Origin of the sequence: Rhodopseudomonas palustris (assembly GCF_003591005.1) — a bacterium.
Classification (GTDB): domain Bacteria; phylum Pseudomonadota; class Alphaproteobacteria; order Rhizobiales; family Xanthobacteraceae; genus Rhodopseudomonas; species Rhodopseudomonas palustris_K.
This window is the reverse complement of sequence record NZ_QYYD01000014.1, coordinates 74375-99211: the sequence shown is the minus strand read 5'-3', so window position 1 is coordinate 99211 and position 24837 is coordinate 74375. Positions and strand designations below refer to the sequence as shown.

Sequence of the window (24837 nt, the reverse complement as noted above, 5' to 3'; positions counted from 1 at the left end):
GGGATTTGGTTGACGAAGCGAAACAGAATCCTTTATTAAGGCCCGATATCCGTCGGATAGGTTTCAGACGATGCCGGGCCCCGAAAGTAACCGAGGGGATGGCGTCGTGTTCGCGTTTGTGAACGCCAGCCCGAGATAGCAAGATACAACCGGCCCGACGGTCGGTGACAGGAGAGAAGTCTGTGGCCCGTATTGCCGGCGTGAATATCCCGACCAACAAGCGCGTGCTGATCGCGCTTCAGTACATCCATGGTATCGGCCAGAAGAACGCGTCCGAGATCCTGGAGAAGGTGAAGATCCCGGTTGAGCGTCGCGTCAATCAGCTGAGCGACGCCGAGGTTCTTCAGATCCGCGAAGTGATCGACCGCGATTACCTCGTGGAAGGCGACCTTCGCCGTGAGACCGGCATGAACATCAAGCGTCTGATGGACCTGGGCTGCTATCGCGGCCTGCGTCATCGTCGCGGTCTGCCGGTGCGTGGCCAGCGTACCCACACCAACGCCCGCACCCGCAAGGGTCCGGCGAAGGCGATCGCCGGCAAGAAGAAGTAATTTGCGCGAGTAGCGAATGGCGAATGGCGAGTAGGGGGTCTCCTCTATTCGCCACTCGCTATTCGCCATTCGCCGTTTCGGTGGAGCCGCTGGCGTTACGGCGGCGTTGAGATCTCAAGAAAGGTAGACCATGGCTAAGGAAGCCGGCCGCATTCGCCGCCGCGAGCGCAAGAACATCGCCTCGGGCATTGCGCATGTGAATTCGTCGTTCAACAACACCACCATCACCATCACCGACGCGCAGGGCAATGCGATTGCCTGGTCGTCGGCCGGCACGATGGGCTTCAAGGGCTCGCGCAAGTCGACCCCGTACGCCGCGCAGGTCGCGGCCGAGGACGTCGCCAAGAAGGCCCAGGAGCACGGCATGCGCACCCTCGAGGTCGAGGTGGCTGGGCCCGGCTCGGGCCGTGAGTCGGCGCTGCGCGCGCTGCAGGCCGCGGGCTTCACGGTGACCTCGATCCGCGACGTCACCACGATCCCGCACAACGGCTGCCGGCCGCGCAAGCGCCGCCGGGTTTGATATTTCTCGCGGGTGGCCATGTGCCGCCCGCGACTGTTTTCGATATTTGGCGCGGATTGATCCGCAGTTTCCAATGCTAGTAGCGACCGCGCCTTGATTTTCGGCGGCGATGGACTGGCCAGGAAGGTGACACAGTGACGATCCAGAAGAATTGGCAAGAACTCATTCGACCGAACAAGCTCCAGGTCACCCAGGGCAGCGACGCGACCCGCTTCGCGACGCTGGTCGCCGAGCCGCTCGAGCGCGGCTTCGGCCAGACGCTGGGCAACGCGCTGCGGCGCGTGCTGCTGTCGTCGCTGCAGGGCGCGGCGGTGCAGTCGGTCCACATCGACGGCGTGCTGCACGAGTTCTCCTCGATTGCCGGCGTGCGTGAAGACGTCACCGACATCGTGCTGAACATCAAGGACATCTCGCTGAAGATGCAGGGCGAAGGCCCGAAGCGGATGGTCGTGAAGAAGTCCGGTCCGGGCGCCGTCACCGCCGGTGACATCCAGACCGTCGGCGACATCGTCGTGCTGAACCCCGACCTGCAGCTCTGCACCCTCGACGAGGGCGCCGAGATCCGCATGGAATTCACCGTCAACACCGGCAAGGGCTACGTCGCCGCCGAGCGCAACCGTCCGGAAGACGCGCCGATCGGCCTGATCCCGGTCGACAGCCTGTACTCGCCGGTGCGCAAGGTGTCGTACAAGGTCGAGAACACCCGCGAGGGCCAGATCCTCGATTACGACAAGCTGACCATGACGGTCGAGACCAACGGCGCGCTGACCCCGGACGACGCGGTGGCGTTCGCCGCCCGCATCCTGCAGGATCAGCTCAACGTCTTCGTCAACTTCGAAGAGCCGCGCAAGGAAGTCGCCCAGGAGATCATCCCGGATCTCGCCTTCAACCCGGCCTTCCTCAAGAAGGTGGACGAACTCGAGCTGTCGGTGCGTTCGGCCAACTGCCTGAAGAACGACAACATCGTCTACATCGGCGATCTGGTGCAGAAGTCGGAAGCCGAAATGCTCCGTACCCCGAACTTCGGCCGCAAGTCGCTGAACGAGATCAAGGAAGTGCTGGCGCAGATGGGCCTGCATCTCGGCATGGAAGTGCCGGGCTGGCCGCCCGAGAACATCGACGAACTGGCCAAGCGCTTCGAGGATCATTACTGATCGACGTTTCATGGCCGGGCGTCAGCGCCCGGCAATTGCTTTGCTAATCACCCGGGCGAACGCAGGCAGCCCACCTGAGCAACTCCGACGAACCGTCGGGAATCATTCGAGGAAGTACACGTCATGAATCACGGCAAGGTTCACCGGAAGCTCAACCGCACCGCCGAGCATCGCAAGGCGATGTTCGCCAACATGTGCGCCGCGCTGATCAAGCACGAGCAGATCGTCACCACGCTGCCGAAGGCCAAGGAACTGCGGCCGATCGTCGAGAAGCTGGTCACGCTCGGCAAGAAGGGCGGCCTCGACAAGCGCCGCCAGGCGATCGCCGAAATGCGCGACAAGGATCAGGTCAAGAAGCTGTTCGACGTGCTGGCCCCGCGCTACGCCGACCGCAACGGCGGCTACACCCGCATCATCAAGGCCGGCTTCCGCTACGGCGACAACGCCGCGATGGCCGTGATCGAATTCGTCGACCGCGACGAAGACGCCAAGGGCAAGGACTCCGGCCCGGTGCAGGATTCCGCCGAAGCCGCGTAAGCTGCTCGCCTTTACGGCTGATTGGTTTCAAAAGGCGGTGCCGCAAGGCGCCGCCTTTTTGTCATTGACGCCCAGCCTTTCCGTCATTGCGACGAGCGAAGCGACGAAGCAATCCAGCTCAGTGCACGACGCTTCTGGATTGCTTCGCTTCGCTCGCAATGACGGGGAGAGGCTACGCCCACGCGCTTGTGAGGTGCCGGGAGCGATGTTCTGGTCGATGAGTTGCAGGCCCTCGATTGCGACAAACCTCAACGGAGCACCCCCATGCACATCAACTTGTCCGGCAAGACCGCGCTCGTCACCGGGTCGACCGCCGGCATCGGCCATGCCATCGCCAAGGGCCTTGCGGCGACCGGCGCCAATGTCGTGGTCAACGGGCGGACGCAGGCCAAGGTGGACGAGGCCGTGGCCGCGGTGAGGCAGGCCGCGCAGGGCGGCAGCATCACCGGCGTCGCCGCCGACGTCTCCACCGCCGAGGGCTGCGCCAAGCTGGTCAAGGCTCAGCCCGACGTCGACATCCTGATCAACAACACCGGCATCTTCGAGCCAAAACCGTTCTTCGACATTCCGGACGAGGACTGGCAGCGCTTCTTTGACGTCAATGTGATGAGCGGCGTGCGGCTGTCGCGTGCCTATATGCCGGCGATGCTGACGCGCAACTGGGGCCGCATCGTCTTCATCGCCTCGGAATCCGCGCTGATGATCCCGAAGGAGATGATCCACTACGGCATGACCAAGACCGCGCAGCTGTCGATCTCGCGCGGCCTCGCCGAACTCACCCGCGGCACCGCGGTGACGGTCAATTCCGTGATGCCGGGCCCGACGATGAGCGAGGGTGTCAAGACCTTCGTGGCCGATCTCGCCCGGCAGAACGGCCAGTCGGAGGAAGAGGCCGCCGCCAACTTCGTCAAGCAGCACCGCCCCGGCTCACTGATCCAGCGCTTCGCCACCGTCGAGGAGATCGCCAACATGGTGGTCTATGTCAGCTCGAAAGAATCCTCGGCCACCAACGGCGCCGCGCTGCGGGCGGAAGGCGGATTGCTGCCGACGATCGCGTAGTAACCGCGTCGTCATTCCGGGGCGCTCGCGCAGCGAGCGAACCCGGAATCCAGAAGTTGGTACGAAGAAATCTGATCGCTGAGTCAGCATCCGCGGCAGCCCTCACCCCAACCCTCTCCCGCAAGCAGGAGAGGGAGCGCGCTGCCAGCGGGGCGGGTGAGGTGGTCTTGTCGCGATCTTCGCAGTCGCTCATTCAGACGATTAATTCGTCCGCATCAGCGTTCATCCTCGACGCCGCCGTAGCGGCGGCCGGCTCCCTCTCCCGCTTGCGGGAGAGGGTTGGGGTGAGGGCGCCCCAGCCACTGCGCCAACTCCCGCAGCCGCCTAACCCCATCCCTCCAGCACGATCTTGCCCTTCGCCTTGCCGCTTTCGATCAGCGCGTGGGCGCGTTTGAGGTTGGCGGCGTTGATCGTGCCGTAGGTCTGGTCCAGCGTGGTGCGCAGCACGCCGGCGTCGATCAGGCCGGCGACTTCGTCGAGCAGGTGGTGCTGCGCGATCATGTCGGGGGTTTCATAGCTCGAGCGGGCGAACATCGCTTCCCAATGCAGCGACGCCGACTTGGGCTTCAGCAGCATCGGGTTGAGCGGCTGCACCGGATCGTCGATCAGGCCGATCTTGCCCTGCGGGGCGAGGATGTCGATCAGCTGGGTGAAGTGCGTATCGGTGTTGGTCAGGCTGGCGATCAGCACGACCGGCGGCAGCCCCAGCGCGTCGACCTGGGCCTTCATCGGCTTTGAATGATCGATCACCGCATGGGCGCCGAGCTCGCGGCACCACGCCTGCGTCTCCGGCCGCGACGCCGTGGCGATGATCGACAGCCCGGTGAGGCGGCGCGCCAGCTGGATCAGGATGGAGCCGACGCCGCCGGCGCCGCCGATGATCAGCAGCGTGCGCGGATCGAACGCCTTGCTGGGCTGCGCGCCGAGCCGGTCGAACAACAGCTCCCAGGCGGTGATCGCGGTCAGCGGCAGCGCCGCGGCATGCGCGAAGTCCAGCGTCTTCGGCTTGTGGCCGACGATGCGCTCGTCGACGGCGTGAAACTCGGCGTTGGTGCCCTGGCGCAGGATCGAACCGGCGTAGAACACCTCGTCGCCCGGCTTGAACAGCGTCACCGCGCTGCCGACCGCTTCGACCACGCCGGCCGCGTCGTAGCCCAGAATCTTGGTCTCGCCGGCCGGCGGCGCGGCGCGTTTGCGGACCTTGGTGTCGACCGGATTGACCGACACCGCCTTCACGGCGACCAGCAGATCGCGCGGCTTCGGCGTCGGCTTCGGCGCGTCGAAATCGATCAGGGCCTCGGGATCGTCAATCGGAAGCGGTTTGGTATAGCCCACGGCCTTCATCGCGCGTCACTCCTGTGCTGTGCAAATCCTGCCCTGTAGGTGCCATCCCGGCCCGGAATTGCAAGCGGCGCGGCGGGAGGAGTATGCTAGGCACACGCATGGTCGACCTCCCGCCGCTGCGGCGACGAGGCTACAATCCGCCGCTTTCATCGGCTCGATTCGAGCGCGCGCGGTGTCCGCGCTGCCCGTCAACATCTGGAACATTGTCTCATGTCTGCTGCTCGCATTGTCACGGCCGCCCTGCTGTCGCTCGCCGCGTCGCTTCCCGCCTCGGCGCAGGAGCGGCGGCTGCCGGCGTCGCAGGCCGAGATCAAGCTCAGCTACGCGCCGATCGTGCAGACGGTGCAGCCCGCCGTGGTCAACGTCTACGCCGCCAAAGTGGTGCAGAACCGCAACCCGCTGCTGGAAGATCCGGTGTTCCGCCGCTTCTTCGGCGTCGGTCCGCAGCCGGAGCAGATCCAGCGCTCGCTCGGCTCCGGCGTGATGGTCGATGCCTCGGGCCTCGTCGTCACCAACAATCACGTCATCGAGGGGGCCGATCAGGTCAAGGTCTCGCTGGCGGACAAGCGCGAGTTCGAGGCCGAGATCGTGCTGAAGGACAGCCGCACTGATCTCGCGGTGCTGCGCATCAAGAACAGCAAGGAGAAGTTCGCCACGCTCGAGCTCGCCAATTCCGACGAACTCCTGGTCGGCGATCTGGTGCTGGCGGTCGGCAATCCGTTCGGGGTCGGCCAGACCGTGACGCACGGCATCGTCTCGGCGCTGGCCCGCACCCAGGTCGGCATCACCGACTATCAGTTCTTCATCCAGACCGATGCGGCGATCAACCCGGGCAACTCCGGCGGCGCGCTGGTCGACATGACCGGCAAGCTGGTCGGCATCAACACCGCCATTTTCTCGCGCTCCGGCGGCTCGCAGGGCATCGGCTTCGCGATTCCCGCCAACATGGTGCGGGTGGTGATCGCTTCGGCCAAGACCGGCGGCAAGGCGGTGAAGCGGCCGTGGCTCGGCGCGCGGCTGCAGGCGGTCACGCCGGAGATCGCCGAAACGCTCGGCCTGAAGCGGCCGAGCGGCGCGCTGGTCGCCAGCGTCAGCAAGGGCAGCCCGTCGGAACGGGCAGGGCTGAAAGTATCCGACCTGATCGTGTCGATCGACGGCTTCCCGGTCGATGATCCCAACGCCTTCGACTATCGCTTCGCCACGCGGCCGCTCGGCGGCGCGGCGGCGATCGAGGTGCAGCGCGGCAGCAAGCCGGTCAAGCTCAGCATTTCGCTGGAAGTCGCGCCCGACACCGGCCGCGACGAGATCGTGCTGACCGCGCGCTCGCCGTTCCAGGGCGCCAAGATCGCCAACATCTCGCCGGCGCTGGCCGACGATCTGCGGCTCGATCCCAGCGTCGAGGGCGTCGTCGTTACCGACCTCGCCGACGATGCCCCGGCGGCGGGCGTCGGCTTCCAGAAGGGCGACATCATCGTGGCGGTCAACAACAAGCGTATCGCCAAGACCGCCGATCTCCAGAGCATCACCAACGAGTCGTTCCGCCTCTGGCGCATCACCCTGGTCCGCGGCGGCCAGCAAATCAACGTCACGCTGGGCGGGTAGTCTTTCGGGACACGACGCCCTGCAGAGAGCTCTGCCGATGAATTCCGGCACTGACTTAGCCCCACGTCATGCCCGGCCTTGTGCCGGGCATCCACGCCTTGCAGCGGCTGCGGCAAGAAAGGCGTGGATGGCCGGGACAAGCCCGGCCATGACGAGAATATCCCGATGAAGCGGGGCGCAACGCCGTGAACGCCAAGTCATCATCGCCGGGACCGAACCTGTTCGCCGCCGCTGGCCTCGAACGCGACGCGCCGCGGCCGTTGCCGGATCGGCTGCGGCCGCGCACGCTGAGCGAGGTCGTCGGTCAGGAGCACATCGTCGGCCCCGACGGCGCGCTGACGCGGATGCTGGAGACGCGCACGCTCGGCTCACTGGTGTTCTGGGGCCCGCCCGGCACCGGCAAGACCACCGTCGCGCGGCTCTTGGCCGACGCCACCGAGCTGCATTTCGAGCAGATTTCCGCGGTGTTCTCCGGCGTCGCAGATCTCAAGAAAGTCTTCGACGCGGCCCGCGCGCGGCGCCAGATGGGCACCGGCACGCTGCTGTTCGTCGACGAGGTGCATCGCTTCAACAAGGCGCAGCAGGACTCGTTTCTGCCGGTGATGGAAGACGGCACTGTGGTGATGGTCGGCGCCACCACCGAGAACCCGTCGTTCGAACTCAACGCGGCGCTGTTGTCGCGCGCCCGCGTGCTGGTGTTTCGTTCGCTCGACGCCGCGGCGATCGAGAAACTGTTCGCGCATGCCGAGGAGGTCGAGGGCAGGAAGCTGCCGCTCGACGCCGAGGCGCGGGCGGTGCTGGTACGCATGGCCGACGGCGACGGCCGCGCCTCGCTGACGCTGGCCGAAGAGGTGTGGCGGTCGGCCCGCGCCGGCGAAATCTTCAACGCCGCACAGCTGCAGGACATCCTGCAGCGCCGCGCCCCGATCTACGACAAGGGCGCGGACGGCCACTACAATCTGATCTCCGCGCTGCACAAATCGGTGCGCGGCTCCGATCCGGACGCAGCGCTGTATTATCTGTGCCGGATGTTCGACGCCGGCGAAGACCCGCTGTTCCTCGCCCGCCGCGTGGTGCGGATGGCGGTCGAGGACATCGGCCTCGCCGACCCGCAGGCGCTGGTGATCTGCAACGCCGCCAAGGACGCTTACGATTTCCTCGGCAGTCCCGAGGGCGAACTGGCGATCGCCCAGGCGGTGATCTATCTCGCCACCGCGCCGAAATCCAACGCCGGCTACACCGCCTACAAGGCCGCAATGAGTACAGCCAAGAGCGCCGGCTCGCTGCTGCCGCCCAAGCACATCCTCAACGCGCCGACCAAGCTGATGAAGTCGGAAGGCTATGGCGGCGGCTATCAGTACGACCACGACACGCCGGAAGGCTTCTCCGGCCAGGACTACTTCCCCGACGCGCTCGGCCGCCAGACCTTCTACGACCCGCCCGACCGCGGCTTCGAACGCGAGATCCGGAAGCGGCTCGATTACTGGGCCAAGCTCCGCGCCGCGAAAGAGAAGTAGCTGGTCTTGTAGGGTGGGTTAGGCGCGCCCTTGCGCGCCGTAACCCACCAACCGCGGTCGCTGATGGTGGGTTACGCGCTACGCGCTAACCCACCCTACATCTCTACGTACGCAACCAGCGACACCGCACCACGCCCCGACCAGCTTCTGGGCACAAGACCCGGTTAGTTACCGCTCGCATCCTTCCCGAAAAACAACAGCGACTTCGCATCGCAACAACAATCACCGGGAGGACAACCATGACTCATCTTCGGTTCTGGCTCGGCGCGGCCTTCGCGGCGGCGCTCGCCACCGCTGCGCAGGCGCAGAATGCGCCGGGCGTCACCGCCACCGAGATCAAGATCGGCAACACCATGCCGTGGAGCGGCCCGGCCTCGGCGCTCAGCACCACCGGCAAGACCATCGCGGCCTATCTCGATCAGGTCAACGAGCAAGGCGGTGTGAACGGCCGCAAGATCACCATGATCTCGCTCGACGACGGCTTCTCGCCGCCGAAGACCATGGAAGCCGCGCGGCGCCTCGTCGAAGGCGAGGGCGTCGCCTTCATCGCCGCCACCATGGGCACCGCGCCGAGCTCGGCGATCGCCAAATATCTCAACTCCAACAAGGTGCCGCAGATCTTCCTGATCAGTTCGGCGTCGAAGTGGAACGATCCGCAGAACATGCCGTGGTCGATGGCGCTGCCGTGGGCGCCGAACTATCTCAGCGAAGCCAAGATCGAGGTCGCCTATGCGCGCGCCAAGAACCCCAACGCGCGGTTCGCGGTGCTGTATCAGAACGACGATGCCGGCAAGGATTTTATGCGCGGCGTGAAAGAGGCGTTAGGGCCGGATGCCGACAAGGCGATCGCGCTGGCGTCGAGCTTCGAGGTCGCCGATCCGACCGTCGACTCCCAGGTGCTGACGCTCGCCGCCACCAAGGCCGACGTGTTCATGATCTACAGCGTGACGCCGCGCGCCTGCGCCCAGGCGCTGCGCAAGGCGCACGAGGTGGGCTGGCAGCCGATGCGCTTCATCGCCAGCGGCTGCGCCAACAAGGCGACCGTGATGGACCCGGCCGGCGTCGATGCCGGCAAGGGCGTGCTGTCGCTTGGTTCGCTCAAGCCCTATGCGGCCGATCCCAAGGACGACAAGGCGATGCAGACCTACATCGCCTTCATGAAGGCGCGGCTGCCGGCGCTCGATCCGAACAATGTCGGCACGCTGTACGGCTACACGGTCGGCGAAGCGCTGGTGGCGCTGCTCAAGCAGTGCGGCAATGATCTCAGCCGCGAGAACATCATGAAGCAAGCGGCCAACATGCAGAACGTGTCGCTGTCGCTGCTCTTGCCCGGCATCACGCTGAACACCTCGCCGACGGATTTCCGTCCGATCAAGGACGGCTATATGCTGGAGTTCAACGGCGCCGACTGGGTCGTCGTCAGCGAGATGTTGCGCGGGACCTGATCCCGCGTGCGCCGGCGGGCTGCTGCCGACGCGCAACGGAAAGGACCGAACGAATGAGGCACGGCCGGCTGTTCTGGAATGTGAAGCCGGCCGTGCGCCGTTCGCTGCTGGGGATGCTTGCGGCGGTCTTCGCCGCGCTGTCGGTTGCGGTGCCGGTTCAGGCCGAAACCGTCGAGGTCGCGCCGGGCGTGAGCGTCACCAGGAAGACCTTCTCCGGCCCCGCCAATCAGCAGCCGTTCTTCGGCTTCACCGACAAGACGCCGGAGCAGCGCGCCGCCGACGACAAGTTCGTCACGGATCTCGTGGCTGCGACCGGCTCGCGGCAGAAGGCGTTCGAGGAGACCAGCCTGCGCGGCTGGCGCGCGATCGGCAAGAACAGCGCCAATGAAGCGGCGCTGCGCTTCAATCAGGCTTGGCTGTTGGCGCCGGAGCAGAGCGCCGTGTACCACGGCCTCGCCATCGTCACGATGATGAAGTTCGGCGACATCGACTATGCCGACGAGCTGTTCAAGATCGCCCGCAAGCAGCCGGATCCCTTGAAGCCGCTGCTCGCCGATTACGGCCGCGCGCTGCTGCTCGGCAAACGGCCCGAGCAGGCCCGCGCCGTCCTGGAAGAGGCGGTCGCCGCAACGCCCGATTTCGCCGACGCCTGGTCCAACCTCGGCTTCGCCCGCCTCGACACCGGCGACAAGCAAGGGGCCTGCGCCGCCGCCGAGGAGGCGGCGAAGCACAAACCCTCCACCAGCGTGCTCGGCGACATCGCACTGCTGCGCAATCGCGCCGGATGTAACTAAGCGCGGCATCGTTTAGCGGTTCATCGGGGTTGATGAGCCGTAGCCCGCATGCAGCGAAGCGGAATGCGGGGAAGCGGCGACCGGGTCAGTCCCGGATTTCGCTTCGCTGCATCCGGGCTACGGGACTACGCCGTCTTCTTCTCGCGTGCCGCCGGCGCGTCGTCGAAGCCGACGAACCTTGCCGCTTCGCTCACCGGCTTGCGCTCCGACACCACCGCGTTCGCCGGAAAACTCTCGTCCGGCCAGCCGAGCGCGATCGCCTTCATGATCACCTGGTCGTCGGGGATCCCGGCGTGTTCGCGCACCACCGGCGACTGCATGATGCCCTGGCTGTTGATGACGCAGCCGAGCCCGCGCGACCACGCGGCGTTGACCAGCGCGTTGGTCACCGCGCCGCAGTCGAACGGCGTGTCGTCGCTGCCGTCGAGCACGCGGTCGTAGGTGATGATGACGCAGACCGGCGCGTCGAACTGGCGGAAGCCGCGCATCACCCAGTCCTGCCGCATCGCCTTGTCGTCGCGCGCGATGCCCATCGCGCCGAACAGCTGCTTGGCGACGTAGACCTGGCGGTCGCGATGCACGCCGGCGAACGGCGAGCCGATGCGGAATTCGCGGCTGTGCGGAATGCCGGCGAGGTTGCGCTCGGTGTTGCCGGCGCGGATGCGGTCGAGCGGCTCGCCGGTGAGCACGTGAAAATTCCACGGCTGGCTGTTCATCGACGACGGCGCGCGCATCGCCAGCGTGAGGATCTCTTCGATCAGCTCACGCGGCACCGGATCAGGCTTGTAGCCGCGAATGCTGCGCCGGCCGAGAACAACGTCGTCGTATTGCATGTCTGGTTTCCCCCAAAGCTTCTGGTTGGGGGCGATCATCGCGGGTTCGGCCGTGCAGTGCAAGGTGGGTGGGCGTCGTAGGGTGGGCTAAGCGAAGCGTGCCCACCACCAAGGACACGCCGCGCGACGTGTCTCGTGACTGGCGTGGGCACGGCGCTACGCGCCTTTGCCCACCCTACGGGATCATGAGCGCGATCACTTGGTCCCGCTCTGCCGCTCCTTGGCGTCGCGCAGGTTCTGCTCTTCCTTCTTCTGCAGCCATTCGTGCGTGTCGGAGGTCTTGCCGCCGCGCAGGCCCTTGCCGGTGTTCGGATCGCCGGTGTTGTTCATGCCGAACGTTGAGTCCTTGCCGACCGCCGGGTTGGTACCCGGGTTGACCTGCTCGCCCTGGTTGGTCGACGTCGACTGTGCCATCGCCGCCCCCGACATCATCACCGCGCACGCCGTCGCCATCACAAACTTCATCATGTCCCGTCTCTCGTTGAGGTGTCTGAGATAAACGATGGCGGGGAGGGAAGTTCCGAGGGGCCGCGTCGTAGCCCGCATGAGCGAAGCGATATGCGGGAGCAGCGTTGCGACTGGCGGTCCCCGGGTATCGCTGCGCTCACCCGGGCTACCTTGATCGAGCTTGCCGCCAATCCTCACCCCAGGCACGATCCGTAGCCCGCATGAGCGAAGCGACATGCGGGAAAGCCGAGGATCGCAGCATGGTCCATTACCGACGACATCGCCTAGCAGGAGGCACATTCTTCTTCACCGTCACCCTGGCTGATCGTCGATCGTCCGTGTTGGTCGATCACATCGCCGATCTCCGCGCCGCCTTCCGCTTTGCGCGCCACGAGCGGCCGTTCGTGCTCGACGCGGTCGTCGTCCTTCCCGACCATCTCCACGCTGTCTTCACGCTGCCGCCGGATGACGACGATTTCGCCGGCCGATGGCGCCGCATCAAGGGACATTTCAGCAGCGCCATGATCGGCAAGAGCCTGTCTTTGCGAAGGCATGCGAACGGCGATCTCGCGCTATGGCAACGTCGATTTTGGGAGCACACGATCCGTGACGAGAACGACTTCGCTCGCCACGTGGATTACATTCACTTCAATCCCGTCAAGCACGGTCTGACAGCGCGCGTTGGGGATTGGCCCTATTCGTCGTTTCATCGCTTCGTGAGAGATGGCAGCCTGCCCGCTGACTGGGCCGGAGACACCAGCGATACAAGCGGCGACTTCGGTGAGCCGATCGATCGATAGCAAAGCCAAGCCAAGCCTCGCATCCTCGTAGCCCGCATGAGCGCAGCGATATGCGGGGCGGCACCTCGCCGTGCGGCTGGTGGAAATTTCTGGATTATGAGCGGTCGTACGGCTTATGGAATTGCTTCCACTGCCGTTCGTGAACGAGAAATCGCTCCATTCTCAGGGACTGCCCTGCGAGTTTCGTTTGATACTACTCAGCTCGCTAGTATGGAAGCCAAGCTTGCGAAATTTCACAAAGAGGGAGTAGAGATTGCTCGCCCTTTCAAAGGGGCGAACGCGGAAGGGGCCTCGCTCGCCTCGACAATGATCCGGACTCGCTTTTGATCTTCTTTGTCGGTCAGCATTCCAAGTTTTCGCTTCACGTGTGCCGAGCTTGACAAAAATCCTATAGGCCTATATCCCTATCTCCGTCCCGTCCACGAGGGGCGCTTCTAGAGGCGTCTGGGAGTGGGGCGGGGTGTGGCGCCTGCGGGTGGGGGAGGACGTGGCCCTCACCTCCGGGAGGCTGAGGGCGACCGTCCGCCGCTACTATGAGCGGCTGCCGCGACAGAGGCTGGACGGGGGCAACGGACCGCGGAGAAATCCCGCGTAACCCCTGCACCCGGAAGCGCGGTCCGAAGCCTGACAGAACGCCACGGTGGAGCGCCGGAAGGCGTGTCCGCGGCCTCCGGGCTTCGGCGATCCGAAGCTCGCGCTGCGGCAACCACTACCAAGGTGCGCCTTTCGTCGCTCCGCCGCCCCTCATTGCGCGAGGGGCGGGACGTCCGCAAAGCTCGGGCGCATGGCGCGCCGCGAGGATGCGGGCGTTCGGCTGGGGCGACGCTGCCGAGGCGGTGGCGCCCGGGTCCGCGGTTCGTGTGACGCGCAAGTTTGGGTGGCACTGGCGGGAATGGCCGGGATTGGCCGGGAAATCGCGGGAAGCTTTGGAAATCGTTGGGCTTGTCGGCGCGGTCGCGGGATCGGGCTGAGCGCGGCTCGCGCAAGTTTGGCTGGCAGCGGTCGGCGGTCCATCGCGGCATAACCGCGGAATCGCGGCGATCCGGACGCCAACTTGGAATCCGCCGCGCCGCTGCGCCGGGTCGATTCCCAGTTCGGTTGAAGCGGCTTTCAAGGCCCGTTTGACGCGGCTTTGCGACGTTGCGGGCCGCGGTGCCGATGACGAAACCGGGAAGCCGATCTGGGAATCGTGCCTCGCCGCCGTCGCCAACACCGCCGCCGCGTTTGTCGCTCATTGCCCGCATCGCCGCCGCGGTGGCCCGGTGATGATCAGCTCCTTCGCCGGCTTCGCGTTGTCGTTGCCGGCCAGGCTGTAGGTCAATTCGACGGGCCGCATGCGAAAGCCCGCGAAGGTCCGCCGGATCGCCGGCACGTCGTTGATCGACAGGATGAAGCGCCCCTTGATGCCGGCCAGCACTTCGGCCATCCGCGCGTAGTCGGCACGCGCGAACATCCCGTCGCCGTAGTCGCGTTCACCGCCCCAATATGGCGGGTCGAGGTAGAACAGCGTTTGGGGCGAGTCGTAGCGCGCCACGAACTCCGCCCACGGCAGTCGCTCGATCACCACGCCCGCCAGCCGATCGTGCAGATCGTCGAGCAGTGGCATCAGCTTGGCCACGTTGAACCGAGCCCCGTTGCGGTCGACGCCGAAACTGCGGCCGTCGACCTTGCCGCCGAACGCGGTGCGCTGCAGGTACAGAAACCGCGCCGCGCGCTCCAGGTCGGTCAGCGTCGCCGGATCGGCGGCCCGCAGCCGCTCGAATTCTGCGCGACCGGTGATCTGCCAGCGCAGCATGTCCATCAACGGCACGTAGTGCCGCTGCAGCACGCGAAAGAACGTCGCGACGTCGCCGGACAGATCGTTGATGATCTCGCCGTTCGGCGCTTGGCGGCGGCGCAGAAACACGCCGCCCATGCCGACGAACGGTTCGGCATAGGTTTGATGCGGCGTTCGCTCGATCTGTTCGACGATGGTAGCAGCCAGCAGCTTTTTGCCACCGATATAGCCGGCAGCCGGACGGACTGGCACTATGGTCTTGTAGACAACTTTCGACCTCATCTCGTCAGAGCACTCCGGCCTGCCTACCGTCGCGATGCTGTGCAGGCGCTGTGCAGCAGCGGCGGGTCGGCGAGATCGGTTGTCTTCGTCGGGCGGGTCAGTCTGCCAGGATCGGCCCGCGGCATGCGGCGCGTCAACGCCGCGTCCCCCGCCACTCCGGCAGGGGTGCCTATCGGTCGGCTGATTCCGGTTAAGCGTTTATTGCGGCGCGCGCCGGGCTCTCAACGCATCGATCGCGCGATCCATCCGCGCCTTGAGGATCGGTGCGCAGCGATCGAGAAACGGCTTCAACACGCGGGCCTCGTCGACGCGGCCGGCCCTGATCCCAGCGCTCGCGGCGTCGGTGATCTCGCCGCACAACACCACCGCCTGGTCGTCTGCGCGAACGGTCGCGGGGCCGACAAGGAGTCCGGCCGCAACCAAGCCGCCCGCGATTACAAACTTCGCCCCGCCCATTTGACGCGTCCGTAAATGCTGAACGGTGCCCCGCTCGGCACCTCTTGCTCCGGAAACATCTCGCGGTTGTCGGAGATCATCAAGACGCGGTCGCCGATCCGCCGCAACCGCTTGATGAAGGCGTCGGCGCCGACCGAGAACACGAAAATCTTGCCCTCGACGATTTTGGTCGCGCCGACGTCGATGAGCAGCAGGTCTCCGTCACTGAGCGTCGGCGTCATGCTCTCGCCGAACGCTTCCAGCAGCCGGGCATTCGCCGGCGCGACGCCGACGCGCTGCAGGATCGCACGCGGAAACTGCACTTGGCCCGCGGCGTCGTCGAGCGTCAGTGCACCGCTGTCGTCGACTTTGAACGCGAGTTTGCGCACCGGCAGATCTTCGCCATCGGTGGACCCCACAGCCGCGACGGAGGCTGGCAGGCGCCGCTGCATCGGCCGGCCGGACGCGATCCAGTCGAGCGGGATCTCGGTCTCGACCGCCAGCGCGGCGACCACCGTCAGCGGAATGTCGAGCCCGGCTTCGTAGCGTCTGATCTGTGGCTCCGACTTCCCAAGCAAGGCTTCGCGTTTCCGCTGCGGAATCAGCCTCAGGCAAATTGCGAAGCGATCGCCAACCGACAGCTCGCTCCAGTCTGGCAACGACGCTCCGTCCGGCAAGGCTTCCAGCTGCTCTACAAACGATCGGATTTGCTTAATATTCAAGCTCTTAACGCGAGAATCCTTCAACATGCTCGCGTCGATCTCCAATTCGGAACGGAATACGGTTGATTTTTTGATCATATCTGATCATCTTTGCATCGTTCGTTGCATATTTGATCGAAATTAGCCGCGTGCGCGGCGCATCTGAATTTCACCATGTCCTCACCAGGCTGGCACCGCGCCGATATCGTGGCCGCGATCCACAAGCGGGGAACGTCGCTTGCGGCGCTGGCGCGCCAGAATGGACTGGGCGATGCGACCCTTCGCGCAGCGCTGTCCTATCCGCGGACGCCCTCTAACACCATTATCGCCAATTACCTTCGCGTTCCTCTCCATGAACTGTGGCCGGACTGGTTCGATCGAAAAGGCCGGCTCCTGGGTGGCGACCGTAAGCCGCGCCAACCGCGAGCGTCGAGTCAGAAGCGCCGCCGAAAACTGAGGGCAGCAGCGGGAGGCTGTCCATGACCGCGGCCCCCACCTCGGCATCCTACGCGGTCGTCTGCCTGCGGGATGGTGTCCCGCGTTTCTTTCTCGGTCGGTTCGACGAAGCGTCCTGCCGCCACGACGGGCTGCCCGCCCCACGACTCACCGCCGCACCGGACCGGGCGCGTGCCTATGACGACCGCGCCGTCGCGGATCTGATCGCGGCTTTGTTGAACGTGCTCGACGGTGTCACGGCCGATGATGCGCAAGCCTGGACCGTGACGCCGCTGCCGGAGGCGTGGCTGCCATGACCCGCCGCCGCCCCACCGACACGCTGACACCGGACCTGTTCCGGGACTATCAGCCGGCGCCGGTGGTCGAGCGGTTCTCGCCGGAGCGGGTCCGCGCCGCGCGTGCCTCGGCGCGGATCAAGCAGGCGCTGAAGGAAGCTCTGCGAGACTGCGGGCGTTCGCGTGACACCGTCGCCGCGGCGATGAGCGAATATCTCGGCGAACGCGTCTCGCCGCAGATCCTCGATCAATACACCTCGGCCGCAAACGAGACCGCCAACATCCCGGCGCATCGCCTGATCGCGCTCGTCGTGGTCACCGGCGACATCCGCCTGATCAACGCGCTGCTCGTCGATACCGACGCGGTCGCCGTCGCCCGCAAGTACGAGGCGCTGATCCGTCGCGAGATGGCGAAGGAAGCGCGCGACCGCCTCGACCGCGAAATCAACGCCGCCGACGCCGAATGGAGGGCCGGACGATGATCACTCCCGACTGCAAGCCGCCGCGCGCTGCCAACATCCCGCCGATCGTGCGCGTCGTCCGCCTGCGCACCCGCCTGCAACTCAGCGCCGCGACGCTCGACGCCATCGCGCTCACGCTCGACCAGATCGGCCTCGTCGCGGTGGCCGAGCAGCTGCGCGATGAGGCCAACGGCATGCGGCGCGCCGCACGCGCGTCCTGACATTGGAAAACGGTTGCCGTGAAGATGTTTCTATCAGCTGCCGAAATCGCCGCACTGGCATTGCCGAGCTTGCCGTCGACCAAGCGCGGCGTTGCGTTTGCGGCAGCGCGCGGCGGCTGGCTGTCGCGGCCGCGCCGCGGGCGTGGCGGCGGCGTCGAATACGCGGTGACCTCGCTACCGGCGCCAGCGCGCGCCGCTTATGTCGGCGGCCGGATCGAGGCCGTCGACGTGCCGATCGCCATGGCGCGCGACGCGGCGAGCGAACCGGCGGCCGCCGCCCTCGGGGGCGCAGCGGCGCAGGCGCGCGACGCGCGGCTCGCCATCCTGGCCCTGGCCGATCGCCTCGCCGCCGACGCCGCGGTGACGCGGCAATGCGCCGACCGGCATTTCTGCGACCTGTACAATGCCGGTGCCCTCGACCTCGCCGGTTGGATCAGCGCCGAGGTCAAGCACCTTACGCCGCGCACGCTGGCACGGTGGCGAGCGCACGCCAAGGCGGGGCGCAAGTCCCGGCTCGCCGTTGATCGAGCCGCCGCGCGGCGCGGCACCGGCATCCTCGACCGCGCCGAAGGCGGTGCTGTCCGGACCTTCGTGCTGGCGTTGCTTGCCAAACAGCCGCAACTCACGGCCCACCATATCCGCGCATTGGTGGCGGATCGCTGGCCGGTCATGACGGTCGCAGACCGCGTGGTGAACACACCGCCGGTCCGCACCTTTCAACACGCCTTGAAGGGCTGGAAAACCGCCTTTCGCGTCGAGCTGGAATCGATCCGCAATCCGGACGGTTTCAAATCGACGATGCGGTTCGCCGCCCGCGTCGCCGTGCCGGCGACCCGGCTGAACGAACTCTGGCAGATCGATGCATCGCCGGCGGACGTGATGCTGCTCGACGGTCGCCACAGCATCTATGTCTGCATCGACGTGCAGTCCCGGCGCCTGATCGCCACGGTCAGCAAGACGGCGCGCGCCGGCGCCGTTGGCTTGCTGATCCGCAAGGCGATCCTGGATTGGGGCGTGCCGGAGCGGATCAAGACCGACAACGGTTCGGACTTCGTCGCCCACACCACGCGGCGGCTGTTCGCCGCGCTCGGCATCGCGCACGAAACCTCGGCGCCGTTCTCGCCCGAGCAGAAGGGACACGTCGAGCGCGCGATCGGCACGCTGCAGCGCGGGCTGATGCGCACGCTCGAAGGCTTCATCGGCCACAGCGTCGCCGATCGCAAAGTGATCGAACAGCGCAAGGCTTTCGCAGCGCGGCTCGGCGAAACGCCGGAGGATGTCTTCCAGGTCGCGCTGACCGCCGCCGACTTGCAGGCGCGGCTCGACGCGTGGTGTCGCGACGTCTACGGCCACGCGCCCCATGCCGGCCTCAAGGGTCTCACCCCGTTTGCAGTGGCGGCGGCGAGCCCCGGGCCGATCCGGCGTATCGACGACGTCCGCGCGCTCGACATGCTGCTCGCGCCGGTCGCCGGCAAGAATGGGCTGCGCACCGTCACCAAGACCGGTTTGCGCATCAACGACACTCACTACATCGGCGGATTTCTCGACGTCGGCGCGACCGTGCTGGTGCGGATGGACGAGACCGACATGGGCCGCGCGTTCGTCTTCACCGCCGACGGCGAGCGCTATCTCGGCGAAGCGATCGCGCCGGAGCTTTGCGGCATCGATCCGAAAGCGGCGATCGCCGCCGCCCGCGCCGAACAGAAGCGCCTGATCGCCGAGCGTATGGCCGACGCGCAGCGCGTGGCGCGGCGGATCAAGGCCCGCGACTTCGCCGACGCGATTCATCGGCAAGCGCTGCAAGAGGCCGGCACGCTGATCGCGTTTCCGAAGACCGGCCGACGTCACGACACCGCGGCGTTGGCCGCGGCTCGCGAAGCCTATGTCGCTGAGACCGCGGTGCACAGTGACGGCATCGCGGCGCTCGCCGAACAGCTTCGCGCGGCCGATGCGGCGGGGGCGCCGACGATCAGCAAGCTGCACCCCGAGGAAACCGCGCACCAGCGCTGGCAGCGGGCGCGCGCGATCGAGGCTCGGCTGGCACGCGGCGAATTCGTCGAACCGGGCGACGCGCTCTGGCTCGGCGGCTACCGCGAAGGCGCGGAGTATCGCGGCTTCAAGCTGACCTACGACGACGGGTTCACCACCACCGGAGCAAGCGGCGCCGGGTAATCCAACAGCAATGGGGTCATTGCAACGATGAGCAACATAGCAGAGCACATCCACCGCGGGCCGGTGGCGATCAAGAACGTCGCCGCCTTCATGGCGATGACCATGAAGGTCGTGCATCGGGCTCCGCATCTTCCCGGCTTCGGCGTCTGCCACGCACCATCCGGCTACGGCAAAACCTGGGCATCGATCTTCGCGCAGAACAAGACCAACGCGATCCGCGTCGAGGTCGGTGACAGCTGGACACGTCGGACGCTGCTCGCCAAAATTCTCGGCGAATTCGGCGAATCCTGCACCAAGCGCGAAACCGTCTCCGAGCTGGCGGATCGCGCCATCAACGCGCTCGGCGAAGATCCGCGCAGGCCGCTGCTCGTCGACGAGGCCGATCGCCTGGTCGACCGCGGGCTCATCGAAATCCTGCGCGAGTTGCAGGAATCCTCCGGCGCGCCGGTCATCTTGATCGGCGAAGAAAAGCTGCCGGCCAAACTGCTGACGGTCGAACGCGTGCACAACCGGGTGCTCGATTGGTTTCCGGCGCAGCCGTGCGACCTCGACGACACCCGTGAACTCGCCAAGGCTTTCGCGCCGAAGCTGAAGATCGCCGACGATCTGCTCGATGCGATCCGGGTGCAGTCTGGCGGCCGGGCGCGTCGCATCGTGACCAATCTCGAAGAAGCCAAGGACATCGCCCGCAACACCAATCTGTCGACGATCGATTTGTCGGCCTGGGGCGCTCACCGCTTCCACACCGGCGAGCCGCCGCAGACCCGGCATGTCGAGGCCTATATCCGCAAGCTCGGCGCGAGGGCGGCATGATCCGGCAATCGCCGCGGGGGGAGCCCTGCATCACCGTCACCGTGCCGCTGCTGTGGCTCAAAATCTGGAACGCGATGCTTCAGGTCTGCGATGGACCGAGCCGAACGTTCAGCACCGATGATATTTGTCGCGAAACGGGCGCGCCGCGCGACGCCGTCGACGTCACTCTGCGCCGATTGATCGCCGGCGGCATCATCGTCAGGCTCACGCGTGACGGGCAAAAATTCCGCATCGCCAGCGCGGGCGATCAGTTGCCGCAAGCGCTGTGGCCGGAGCTGCAACAGCTCTGGAACGCAATGCGCGCCATGAAGACCTTCACGCTCGACGAGTTGGTATTCGCCGCCACCACCGACGATCTCGCGATTGGCCTGCCGGTCGCAAGACGTTACGTCGATCTGTTGGTGGGCGCTGGATATCTGCACGCCAACGCCCGCCGCGTTGGCCCAGACAGCGATGTCGTTTACCGGCTGTTGCCGATCAAGAACACCGGTGCGCTTGCGCCGGTCGAGATGCAGATCCGATTGCCAGCGGCCATCCTGTTCGATCGCAATCTCGGTCAGGCCGGCCCCGTCGCGGCGATGGGGGTGCTGCCATGACCTCCGCATCGAAGCGGATCGACTTTGTCGCCAACACCGCTGCGGCGTGGGGCGACGCGCTGCCGGATTGGGTTGCGGAGCTAGCGCGCGAGGCTACGCGGACCACCGCGACCCGAACCGCGCGGCGGATCGGTTACTCCCCGGCGGTGCTGTCCGCCGTGTTCGCCGCCAAGTACCAGGGCAACATGAAGACCGTCGAGGCCCGCGTCCGCGGCGCGCTGATGGGGCTGACGGTAGATTGCCCGGTGGTCGGCGAGATCGGCCGCGATCGCTGCCTCGATCAGCAGCGGATGGGAAACACCGGCGCGTCGTCGATCCGCGCTCGGTTGTATCGCGCCTGCCGCGGCGACTGCCAGCACTCCAACCTGAAGGAGGCTGATGATGCTCAGCCATGATTTGCGAAGTCTGTACGATCAGTTCTCCGGCTGGCTCAGCGGCCGCGATGACTTCACCGACGCGGCGGCCCATGCGTTCGCCCGCAAATTGAAGCACGGCGCCTGCAACGCCGTACTGCTCGAACTCGGCGTCGATCCCTATGCGGCTCGCGCCGACGTGCCGGTCGATGCCGAGCTGCCGGGCGTGCAGATCCTGGCGTTTCCAACCGCCCGCATCGTTCGTGATCCGGCTTGCGACAATCAGGACCGGCCATGACTACGCCGGCATCGCAACTCGTCAGGCCGAGCATTGCCGATCAGGCCGCCGCGATCGATGCCATCGAGGTCGCGTCGCGGATCGTCGCGCACGGCGCCCGCGCCGCCATTGGCGCGTCCACGGTCGAGATCATCGCGCTGGCGTCCGCCACCATCCATCTGGCGAAGCTCGCCGATCTGACCTTCGCGATGATGATCAGCGCCGACGCGATGCGCGCCGAGCGCGAGCCTGCCCGCAGGCTCGGTCTTGGCCGTGTGCTGGCCCGGCAGATCGCCGATCTCGGCGTCGCGCTGGAAGCGCTCGGCTACGTCACCCCGCTTGCTCAACCCACCGAACAGGAGAACCACCATGGTCAAGGGTAAGGCTGCCGCCGCCGTGATGCGCGTGCCGCAGAATCGCGATGAAGCCCGCGCGATGATCGCCGACTACGGCGCCAAGCTGCGCGAGGTCGAGCGTATCGAAGCCGACATGAACGACGCCTTGGCGGCGGTCAAGCAATCGCACCTCGCCAAGGCGACGCCGATCGCCGATCAGGCCAACGATCTGCTGAAGGGCCTGCAGATCTGGTGCGAAGCAAATCGCGTCGAGCTGACGCAGAACGGCAAGTCCAAGACCGTCGATTTCGGCACCGGCAAAGTGGCGTGGCGGTGGAATCCGCCCAAGGTGCGTATCAGCGGCGGTGACGACGTCGTGGTTGCGCGCATCCAGGACAAGGGGGCGAACTACGCGGCGTTCCTGCGCACCAAGCTCGAACTCAACCGCGACGCGATGCTGGCCAATCCGGACTTGGCAAGGACCGTCGACGGCGTCTCGATTGGCCGCGGCAACGAAAGCTTCATCGTCGAGCCGTTCGCGGCCGAGCAACTCGCCGACGTCACGTCGTGAGCCGGCCATGACGCACCCCAGCCAACACCGATCGACTTGGCCGAGCGCCCGCCGCGACCGCCAGCGCCAGCGGATGGTTGCGCAGAATGCCGATCCCGACTTCGTGGCGCGTCGCCGCGGCGCCGTGTGGTCGGCCGAGCGGCGGGCCGCGAAAGCGGCGGAAATGACGGAACGCAACGCCGACCCGGCCTTTCACGACAAGAAGGTCCGCGGCATCGCCATGCGCAAGCGCGGACGGCTGCAGATCCCGGTGCATTGCCATCCGCTCGTCCGCGGTTTGGTCGCCGCGATGAACGCGCAGATGACCACGCAACGGGAAGTCGGCCGACGCGCCGGCCTCAGCGATCGCACCGTCGCCGAATGGCGGCTGCGCACCATGCCGTTCGTCGACGCGCTCGACGCCGCTCTCAACACTCTCGATCTCGAACTCGCGATCGTGCCGATCGGCAGCCGTGACGCCAACGGCTTCGTCAACCGCAGGAGGGCAACGCCATGAAGCTGTCCGCACAACGCTCTACCACCGCGATGATCGCCACCATCCACGCGCTCAAGACCAAGGCGAAACTCGACGACGACAGCTATCGCGATCTGCTCGAGCGGCAGACCGGCAAGCGCAGCGCCAAGGCGCTGTCGGTCACGCAGGCTGGCCAAGTGATCGAGCGGCTGCGCGAACTCGCGGGCGATCGCACCCCGGTGGGCGCGGTCGCCCGCCTCGATGGTCCGGTCGGCGCCAAGCTGCGCGCTTTGTGGATCGCCGCTTATGACCTCGGCGTGGTGCGCGATCGCACCGACCGCGCGATGCTGTCTTATCTGGAACGGCAGACCGGCGTGTCGCATGTCCGCTTCCTGTCCAACGCCGGCGCCGGAAACGCGGCGATCGAGGGCATCAAGGCGTGGCTTGCGCGCGCTTCCAAGATCGAATGGCCGGGCGATCGCGCCGACATTCGCACCAGCAAGCGCGCGGTGCTGCACGCGCAATGGCTGCGGCTGATCGATCTCGGCGCGGTGATACCGACGATCGCCGATCAGCCGCTGTCGGATCTCGACCACTACGCTTGGCGTGTCGCCTGCAGGACCGGCTGGGACGATTTCGAGCCCTGTCATTTCGATCAGGTGCAGGCAGCCCTCGGCCGCCGGCTGCGCGCCGCTGTCGCTCTGCACAGCGAGGGAGCCGTGTCATGAGCAGCGGCGCGCTGGGCTGGACCGACGAACGCGTCGCGCAGCTGACACGCTTGTGGGAGGGCGGACTCACCGCCAGCCAGATCGCCGCCGAGCTCGGCCAGGTCAGCCGCAACGCCGTGGTCGGCAAGGTGCATCGGCTTGGCCTGTCCGGTCGACCTATCAGGCCGGCATCCGGAGCGCCGCGGCCACGCCGAGCCGAGACGACCCGGCCCGTGCGGTGGACGCCGCAGACGGCGCCACGCCGCACAGCCGCGCCGCCGTTCGCCGCCGTGGCTGCGGCGGTCGACCCGGCGATCGACGCCGCACGGGTCCCGCCCGGGCAACGGCTGTCGTTGCTCGGGCTCGACGACAGCAATTGCCACTGGCCGTTCGGCGACCCGGCAACGCATGAGTTCTTCTTCTGCGGCGGCCGGGCGCTGCCCGGTCTGCCGTACTGCGCGCATCACGTACGCCTTGCCTATCGGGCTGGCGATGATTGTCGCCGGACCACGGGAACATCCAATGGCCGGCGCTGACGCCAAGATGAAGGCGTTGTGGAAGCAGCTGAAAGGCTGCAGCGACGAGCAGAGGGAGCTGCACTATCAGCGCCTCGCCGAAAATTACGGCGAAGGCTTCGCCCGCACGGTTCGCGAGACGTTTGAGAAGACTCTCGCTAGTGAGCCGCCGACATGACCGCGCGCGCCGGCCTCGATATCTCCGATCACGCGCTGCTGCGCCTGCTGGAGCGCGCGGGCGGACTCGACGTAGCGGCCTTGCGCACGGCGATCCGCGCATCGCTGCAGCGCGCGACGGACGCCGCTGACGCGCTGGGACAGTCCGACTATCACGTCGTCGCGGACGGCCTGACCTATGTCGTCCGCGGGGGCGTGCTGGTGACCCTCTTGCCGGGGGCGCACCTCCGATGACGCGCGGGCTCCCCGGCGTACTAGCCGAAATCGCCGAGGTCGCCGGCGAAGCTGCGGCGCTGAAGATTGCTGCCCGGTTCGGCGGTCAGCGCGTGTATTTTCCGGCACGGCCCGGCGCTGCCGACCACTGGCTGGTCGCCACAGTCGGACCGGACGCTGCCGCCAAATTGTGTGCGCACTTCTCGGTCGACCGCAAGCGCGGCAATCGCATCGAGATCCCGCTGCATGTCGGCGGCAGCTACAGGCAATTCCTGCGCGCGATCAGCGAGCGGCTGCATGCGCTCGACCAGGAAGGCATGTCGTCGCGCGAGATAGCGGCGCGGCTTGGGCTTACGCAACGCACGGTGCACCGGCATCGCGGCCGCCACCGTGGCAAAACAGGTGATGACCAGAAATCGCTCTTCTAACTGCGACCAGGAAAA

At 66.4% G+C, this 24837-nt stretch carries 33 protein-coding genes; 27 read left to right on the top strand and 6 right to left on the bottom strand.

The window, feature by feature from the left end; translation table 11 throughout:
• Positions 1–182 precede the first annotated feature (182 nt).
• From rpsM to D4Q52_RS14910, 5 genes are all read left to right on the top strand, one after another.
• Positions 183–551: a 30S ribosomal protein S13 gene (gene rpsM, locus D4Q52_RS14930; RefSeq protein ID WP_119857367.1), complete on the top strand. Its 369-nt coding sequence runs from the start codon at positions 183–185 to the stop codon at positions 549–551.
• Between the two features lie 130 nt (positions 552–681).
• Complete coding sequence (gene rpsK / locus D4Q52_RS14925; RefSeq protein WP_054162699.1) at positions 682–1071, top strand: 30S ribosomal protein S11; 390 nt, start codon at positions 682–684, stop codon at positions 1069–1071.
• A 134-nt stretch (positions 1072–1205) separates the two neighbouring features.
• Entirely contained in the window at positions 1206–2225 is a 1020-nt protein-coding gene (locus D4Q52_RS14920) for a DNA-directed RNA polymerase subunit alpha (protein ID WP_119857366.1), read from the top strand.
• 123 nt (positions 2226–2348) lie between these two features.
• Positions 2349–2762: a 50S ribosomal protein L17 gene (gene rplQ / locus D4Q52_RS14915; RefSeq protein WP_119857365.1), complete on the top strand. Its 414-nt coding sequence runs from the start codon at positions 2349–2351 to the stop codon at positions 2760–2762.
• Positions 2763–3026: 264 nt separating this feature from the next.
• Positions 3027–3821, top strand: coding sequence for an SDR family NAD(P)-dependent oxidoreductase (locus D4Q52_RS14910; protein ID WP_119857364.1), 795 nt, complete (start codon positions 3027–3029; stop codon positions 3819–3821).
• Positions 3822–4145: 324 nt separating this feature from the next.
• Here D4Q52_RS14910 and D4Q52_RS14905 read toward each other — a convergent pair whose 3' ends face one another.
• On the bottom strand, positions 4146–5165 hold the full coding sequence (locus D4Q52_RS14905; RefSeq protein WP_119857363.1) for a zinc-binding alcohol dehydrogenase family protein: 1020 nt from the start codon (positions 5163–5165) through the stop codon (positions 4146–4148).
• Positions 5166–5375: 210 nt separating this feature from the next.
• On the opposite strand from D4Q52_RS14905, the gene D4Q52_RS14900 reads away from it, so the two are divergent.
• The 4 genes from D4Q52_RS14900 (at position 5376) to D4Q52_RS14885 (ending at position 10523) form a co-directional block, all read left to right on the top strand.
• Positions 5376–6767: a DegQ family serine endoprotease gene (locus D4Q52_RS14900; protein WP_119857362.1), complete on the top strand. Its 1392-nt coding sequence runs from the start codon at positions 5376–5378 to the stop codon at positions 6765–6767.
• 185 nt (positions 6768–6952) lie between these two features.
• Entirely contained in the window at positions 6953–8284 is a 1332-nt protein-coding gene (locus tag D4Q52_RS14895) for a replication-associated recombination protein A (protein WP_119857361.1), read from the top strand.
• 239 nt (positions 8285–8523) lie between these two features.
• A complete protein-coding gene (locus D4Q52_RS14890) occupies positions 8524–9729 on the top strand; it encodes an ABC transporter substrate-binding protein (RefSeq protein WP_119857360.1) in 1206 nt (401 codons plus the stop codon).
• A gap of 53 nt (positions 9730–9782) precedes the next feature.
• Complete coding sequence (locus D4Q52_RS14885) at positions 9783–10523, top strand: tetratricopeptide repeat protein (protein WP_119857359.1); 741 nt, start codon at positions 9783–9785, stop codon at positions 10521–10523.
• 125 nt (positions 10524–10648) lie between these two features.
• On the opposite strand, the gene D4Q52_RS14880 is transcribed toward D4Q52_RS14885, so the two are convergent.
• Positions 10649–11356, bottom strand: a complete 708-nt coding sequence (locus tag D4Q52_RS14880; RefSeq protein WP_119857358.1) for a nitroreductase — start codon at positions 11354–11356, stop codon at positions 10649–10651.
• 195 nt (positions 11357–11551) lie between these two features.
• A complete protein-coding gene (locus D4Q52_RS14875) occupies positions 11552–11824 on the bottom strand; it encodes a hypothetical protein (RefSeq protein ID WP_119857357.1) in 273 nt (90 codons plus the stop codon).
• Positions 11825–12063: 239 nt separating this feature from the next.
• Between D4Q52_RS14875 and D4Q52_RS14870 the strand changes: the two genes are divergently transcribed.
• Positions 12064–12603, top strand: coding sequence for an REP-associated tyrosine transposase (locus tag D4Q52_RS14870; RefSeq protein ID WP_119857356.1), 540 nt, complete (start codon positions 12064–12066; stop codon positions 12601–12603).
• Between the two features lie 1231 nt (positions 12604–13834).
• Here the strand turns inward: D4Q52_RS14870 and D4Q52_RS14865 are convergent.
• From D4Q52_RS14865 to D4Q52_RS14855, 3 genes are all read right to left on the bottom strand, one after another.
• Entirely contained in the window at positions 13835–14662 is an 828-nt protein-coding gene (locus D4Q52_RS14865; RefSeq protein ID WP_119857355.1) for a DNA adenine methylase, read from the bottom strand.
• Between the two features lie 198 nt (positions 14663–14860).
• The gene (locus tag D4Q52_RS14860; protein ID WP_119857354.1) at positions 14861–15118 is read right to left on the bottom strand and encodes a hypothetical protein; all 258 of its coding nucleotides are present in this window, start codon (positions 15116–15118) and stop codon (positions 14861–14863) included.
• Positions 15097–15864: a S24 family peptidase gene (locus D4Q52_RS14855; RefSeq protein WP_182915325.1), complete on the bottom strand. Its 768-nt coding sequence runs from the start codon at positions 15862–15864 to the stop codon at positions 15097–15099. Before D4Q52_RS14855 ends, D4Q52_RS14860 begins: the two co-directional genes overlap by 22 nt.
• Before the next feature lie 108 nt (positions 15865–15972).
• On the opposite strand from D4Q52_RS14855, the gene D4Q52_RS27010 reads away from it, so the two are divergent.
• From D4Q52_RS27010 to D4Q52_RS14775, 17 genes are read left to right on the top strand one after another with little or no spacing between them, the layout of a single operon-like run.
• A complete protein-coding gene (locus D4Q52_RS27010; RefSeq protein ID WP_119857352.1) occupies positions 15973–16281 on the top strand; it encodes a helix-turn-helix domain-containing protein in 309 nt (102 codons plus the stop codon).
• The gene (locus tag D4Q52_RS14845) at positions 16278–16550 is read left to right on the top strand and encodes a hypothetical protein (protein ID WP_119857351.1); all 273 of its coding nucleotides are present in this window, start codon (positions 16278–16280) and stop codon (positions 16548–16550) included. Before D4Q52_RS27010 ends, D4Q52_RS14845 begins: the two co-directional genes overlap by 4 nt.
• Entirely contained in the window at positions 16547–17011 is a 465-nt protein-coding gene (locus D4Q52_RS14840) for a hypothetical protein (protein ID WP_119857350.1), read from the top strand. Before D4Q52_RS14845 ends, D4Q52_RS14840 begins: the two co-directional genes overlap by 4 nt.
• The gene (locus D4Q52_RS14835; protein ID WP_147407809.1) at positions 17008–17211 is read left to right on the top strand and encodes a hypothetical protein; all 204 of its coding nucleotides are present in this window, start codon (positions 17008–17010) and stop codon (positions 17209–17211) included. The genes D4Q52_RS14840 and D4Q52_RS14835 overlap by 4 nt, the downstream gene beginning before the upstream one ends.
• A gap of 24 nt (positions 17212–17235) precedes the next feature.
• Positions 17236–19383: a DDE-type integrase/transposase/recombinase gene (locus tag D4Q52_RS14830; RefSeq protein WP_147407808.1), complete on the top strand. Its 2148-nt coding sequence runs from the start codon at positions 17236–17238 to the stop codon at positions 19381–19383.
• Positions 19384–19410: 27 nt separating this feature from the next.
• The gene (locus tag D4Q52_RS14825) at positions 19411–20196 is read left to right on the top strand and encodes an AAA family ATPase (RefSeq protein ID WP_119857347.1); all 786 of its coding nucleotides are present in this window, start codon (positions 19411–19413) and stop codon (positions 20194–20196) included.
• Positions 20193–20792 carry a hypothetical protein gene (locus D4Q52_RS14820; protein ID WP_119857346.1) on the top strand — a complete coding sequence of 200 codons (600 nt, stop codon included), beginning with the start codon at positions 20193–20195 and terminating at the stop codon, positions 20790–20792. The genes D4Q52_RS14825 and D4Q52_RS14820 overlap by 4 nt, the downstream gene beginning before the upstream one ends.
• On the top strand, positions 20789–21187 hold the full coding sequence (locus tag D4Q52_RS14815) for a transcriptional regulator (protein WP_119857345.1): 399 nt from the start codon (positions 20789–20791) through the stop codon (positions 21185–21187). The genes D4Q52_RS14820 and D4Q52_RS14815 overlap by 4 nt, the downstream gene beginning before the upstream one ends.
• Positions 21174–21443 (top strand): hypothetical protein, encoded by a 270-nt coding sequence (locus D4Q52_RS14810; protein ID WP_147407807.1) that lies wholly within the window; start codon positions 21174–21176, stop codon positions 21441–21443. Before D4Q52_RS14815 ends, D4Q52_RS14810 begins: the two co-directional genes overlap by 14 nt.
• Positions 21440–21805, top strand: coding sequence for a hypothetical protein (locus D4Q52_RS14805; RefSeq protein WP_119857343.1), 366 nt, complete (start codon positions 21440–21442; stop codon positions 21803–21805). Before D4Q52_RS14810 ends, D4Q52_RS14805 begins: the two co-directional genes overlap by 4 nt.
• Positions 21792–22328 carry a host-nuclease inhibitor Gam family protein gene (locus D4Q52_RS14800; protein ID WP_119857342.1) on the top strand — a complete coding sequence of 179 codons (537 nt, stop codon included), beginning with the start codon at positions 21792–21794 and terminating at the stop codon, positions 22326–22328. The genes D4Q52_RS14805 and D4Q52_RS14800 overlap by 14 nt, the downstream gene beginning before the upstream one ends.
• Before the next feature lie 7 nt (positions 22329–22335).
• Positions 22336–22824 carry a helix-turn-helix domain-containing protein gene (locus tag D4Q52_RS14795; protein ID WP_147407806.1) on the top strand — a complete coding sequence of 163 codons (489 nt, stop codon included), beginning with the start codon at positions 22336–22338 and terminating at the stop codon, positions 22822–22824.
• Complete coding sequence (locus D4Q52_RS14790) at positions 22821–23510, top strand: regulatory protein GemA (protein ID WP_119857340.1); 690 nt, start codon at positions 22821–22823, stop codon at positions 23508–23510. The genes D4Q52_RS14795 and D4Q52_RS14790 overlap by 4 nt, the downstream gene beginning before the upstream one ends.
• A complete protein-coding gene (locus D4Q52_RS14785; protein ID WP_119857339.1) occupies positions 23507–24025 on the top strand; it encodes a GcrA family cell cycle regulator in 519 nt (172 codons plus the stop codon). The genes D4Q52_RS14790 and D4Q52_RS14785 overlap by 4 nt, the downstream gene beginning before the upstream one ends.
• Positions 24012–24182, top strand: coding sequence for a hypothetical protein (locus tag D4Q52_RS26515; protein ID WP_182915324.1), 171 nt, complete (start codon positions 24012–24014; stop codon positions 24180–24182). Before D4Q52_RS14785 ends, D4Q52_RS26515 begins: the two co-directional genes overlap by 14 nt.
• Entirely contained in the window at positions 24179–24415 is a 237-nt protein-coding gene (locus tag D4Q52_RS14780; RefSeq protein WP_119857338.1) for a hypothetical protein, read from the top strand. Before D4Q52_RS26515 ends, D4Q52_RS14780 begins: the two co-directional genes overlap by 4 nt.
• Positions 24412–24822 (top strand): helix-turn-helix domain-containing protein, encoded by a 411-nt coding sequence (locus D4Q52_RS14775; RefSeq protein WP_119857337.1) that lies wholly within the window; start codon positions 24412–24414, stop codon positions 24820–24822. The genes D4Q52_RS14780 and D4Q52_RS14775 overlap by 4 nt, the downstream gene beginning before the upstream one ends.
• Positions 24823–24837 lie beyond the last annotated feature (15 nt).

Excerpts from the sequence above, each read along its gene's own strand:
- rplQ (WP_119857365.1), top strand. The coding sequence starts at position 2,349 with ATGAATCACGGCAAGGTTCACCGGAAGCTCAACCGCACCGCCGAGCAT.
- D4Q52_RS14785 (WP_119857339.1), top strand. The coding sequence starts at position 23,507 with ATGAGCAGCGGCGCGCTGGGCTGGACCGACGAACGCGTCGCGCAGCTG.
- D4Q52_RS14910 (WP_119857364.1), top strand. The coding sequence starts at position 3,027 with ATGCACATCAACTTGTCCGGCAAGACCGCGCTCGTCACCGGGTCGACC.
- D4Q52_RS14805 (WP_119857343.1), top strand. The coding sequence starts at position 21,440 with ATGACTACGCCGGCATCGCAACTCGTCAGGCCGAGCATTGCCGATCAG.
- D4Q52_RS14865 (WP_119857355.1), bottom strand. The coding sequence starts at position 14,662 with ATGAGGTCGAAAGTTGTCTACAAGACCATAGTGCCAGTCCGTCCGGCT.
- D4Q52_RS14870 (WP_119857356.1), top strand. The coding sequence starts at position 12,064 with ATGGTCCATTACCGACGACATCGCCTAGCAGGAGGCACATTCTTCTTC.
- D4Q52_RS14835 (WP_147407809.1), top strand. The coding sequence starts at position 17,008 with ATGATCACTCCCGACTGCAAGCCGCCGCGCGCTGCCAACATCCCGCCG.
- D4Q52_RS27010 (WP_119857352.1), top strand. The coding sequence starts at position 15,973 with ATGTCCTCACCAGGCTGGCACCGCGCCGATATCGTGGCCGCGATCCAC.
- D4Q52_RS14890 (WP_119857360.1), top strand. The coding sequence starts at position 8,524 with ATGACTCATCTTCGGTTCTGGCTCGGCGCGGCCTTCGCGGCGGCGCTC.
- D4Q52_RS14810 (WP_147407807.1), top strand. The coding sequence starts at position 21,174 with ATGCTCAGCCATGATTTGCGAAGTCTGTACGATCAGTTCTCCGGCTGG.
- D4Q52_RS14860 (WP_119857354.1), bottom strand. The coding sequence starts at position 15,118 with ATGGGCGGGGCGAAGTTTGTAATCGCGGGCGGCTTGGTTGCGGCCGGA.
- D4Q52_RS14815 (WP_119857345.1), top strand. The coding sequence starts at position 20,789 with ATGACCTCCGCATCGAAGCGGATCGACTTTGTCGCCAACACCGCTGCG.
- D4Q52_RS26515 (WP_182915324.1), top strand. The coding sequence starts at position 24,012 with ATGGCCGGCGCTGACGCCAAGATGAAGGCGTTGTGGAAGCAGCTGAAA.
- D4Q52_RS14790 (WP_119857340.1), top strand. The coding sequence starts at position 22,821 with ATGAAGCTGTCCGCACAACGCTCTACCACCGCGATGATCGCCACCATC.
- D4Q52_RS14820 (WP_119857346.1), top strand. The coding sequence starts at position 20,193 with ATGATCCGGCAATCGCCGCGGGGGGAGCCCTGCATCACCGTCACCGTG.
- D4Q52_RS14885 (WP_119857359.1), top strand. The coding sequence starts at position 9,783 with ATGAGGCACGGCCGGCTGTTCTGGAATGTGAAGCCGGCCGTGCGCCGT.
- D4Q52_RS14905 (WP_119857363.1), bottom strand. The coding sequence starts at position 5,165 with ATGAAGGCCGTGGGCTATACCAAACCGCTTCCGATTGACGATCCCGAG.
- rpsK (WP_054162699.1), top strand. The coding sequence starts at position 682 with ATGGCTAAGGAAGCCGGCCGCATTCGCCGCCGCGAGCGCAAGAACATC.
- D4Q52_RS14845 (WP_119857351.1), top strand. The coding sequence starts at position 16,278 with ATGACCGCGGCCCCCACCTCGGCATCCTACGCGGTCGTCTGCCTGCGG.
- D4Q52_RS14825 (WP_119857347.1), top strand. The coding sequence starts at position 19,411 with ATGAGCAACATAGCAGAGCACATCCACCGCGGGCCGGTGGCGATCAAG.
- D4Q52_RS14830 (WP_147407808.1), top strand. The coding sequence starts at position 17,236 with ATGTTTCTATCAGCTGCCGAAATCGCCGCACTGGCATTGCCGAGCTTG.
- D4Q52_RS14780 (WP_119857338.1), top strand. The coding sequence starts at position 24,179 with ATGACCGCGCGCGCCGGCCTCGATATCTCCGATCACGCGCTGCTGCGC.
- D4Q52_RS14800 (WP_119857342.1), top strand. The coding sequence starts at position 21,792 with ATGGTCAAGGGTAAGGCTGCCGCCGCCGTGATGCGCGTGCCGCAGAAT.
- D4Q52_RS14775 (WP_119857337.1), top strand. The coding sequence starts at position 24,412 with ATGACGCGCGGGCTCCCCGGCGTACTAGCCGAAATCGCCGAGGTCGCC.
- D4Q52_RS14880 (WP_119857358.1), bottom strand. The coding sequence starts at position 11,356 with ATGCAATACGACGACGTTGTTCTCGGCCGGCGCAGCATTCGCGGCTAC.
- D4Q52_RS14795 (WP_147407806.1), top strand. The coding sequence starts at position 22,336 with ATGACGCACCCCAGCCAACACCGATCGACTTGGCCGAGCGCCCGCCGC.
- D4Q52_RS14840 (WP_119857350.1), top strand. The coding sequence starts at position 16,547 with ATGACCCGCCGCCGCCCCACCGACACGCTGACACCGGACCTGTTCCGG.
- D4Q52_RS14875 (WP_119857357.1), bottom strand. The coding sequence starts at position 11,824 with ATGATGAAGTTTGTGATGGCGACGGCGTGCGCGGTGATGATGTCGGGG.
- D4Q52_RS14900 (WP_119857362.1), top strand. The coding sequence starts at position 5,376 with ATGTCTGCTGCTCGCATTGTCACGGCCGCCCTGCTGTCGCTCGCCGCG.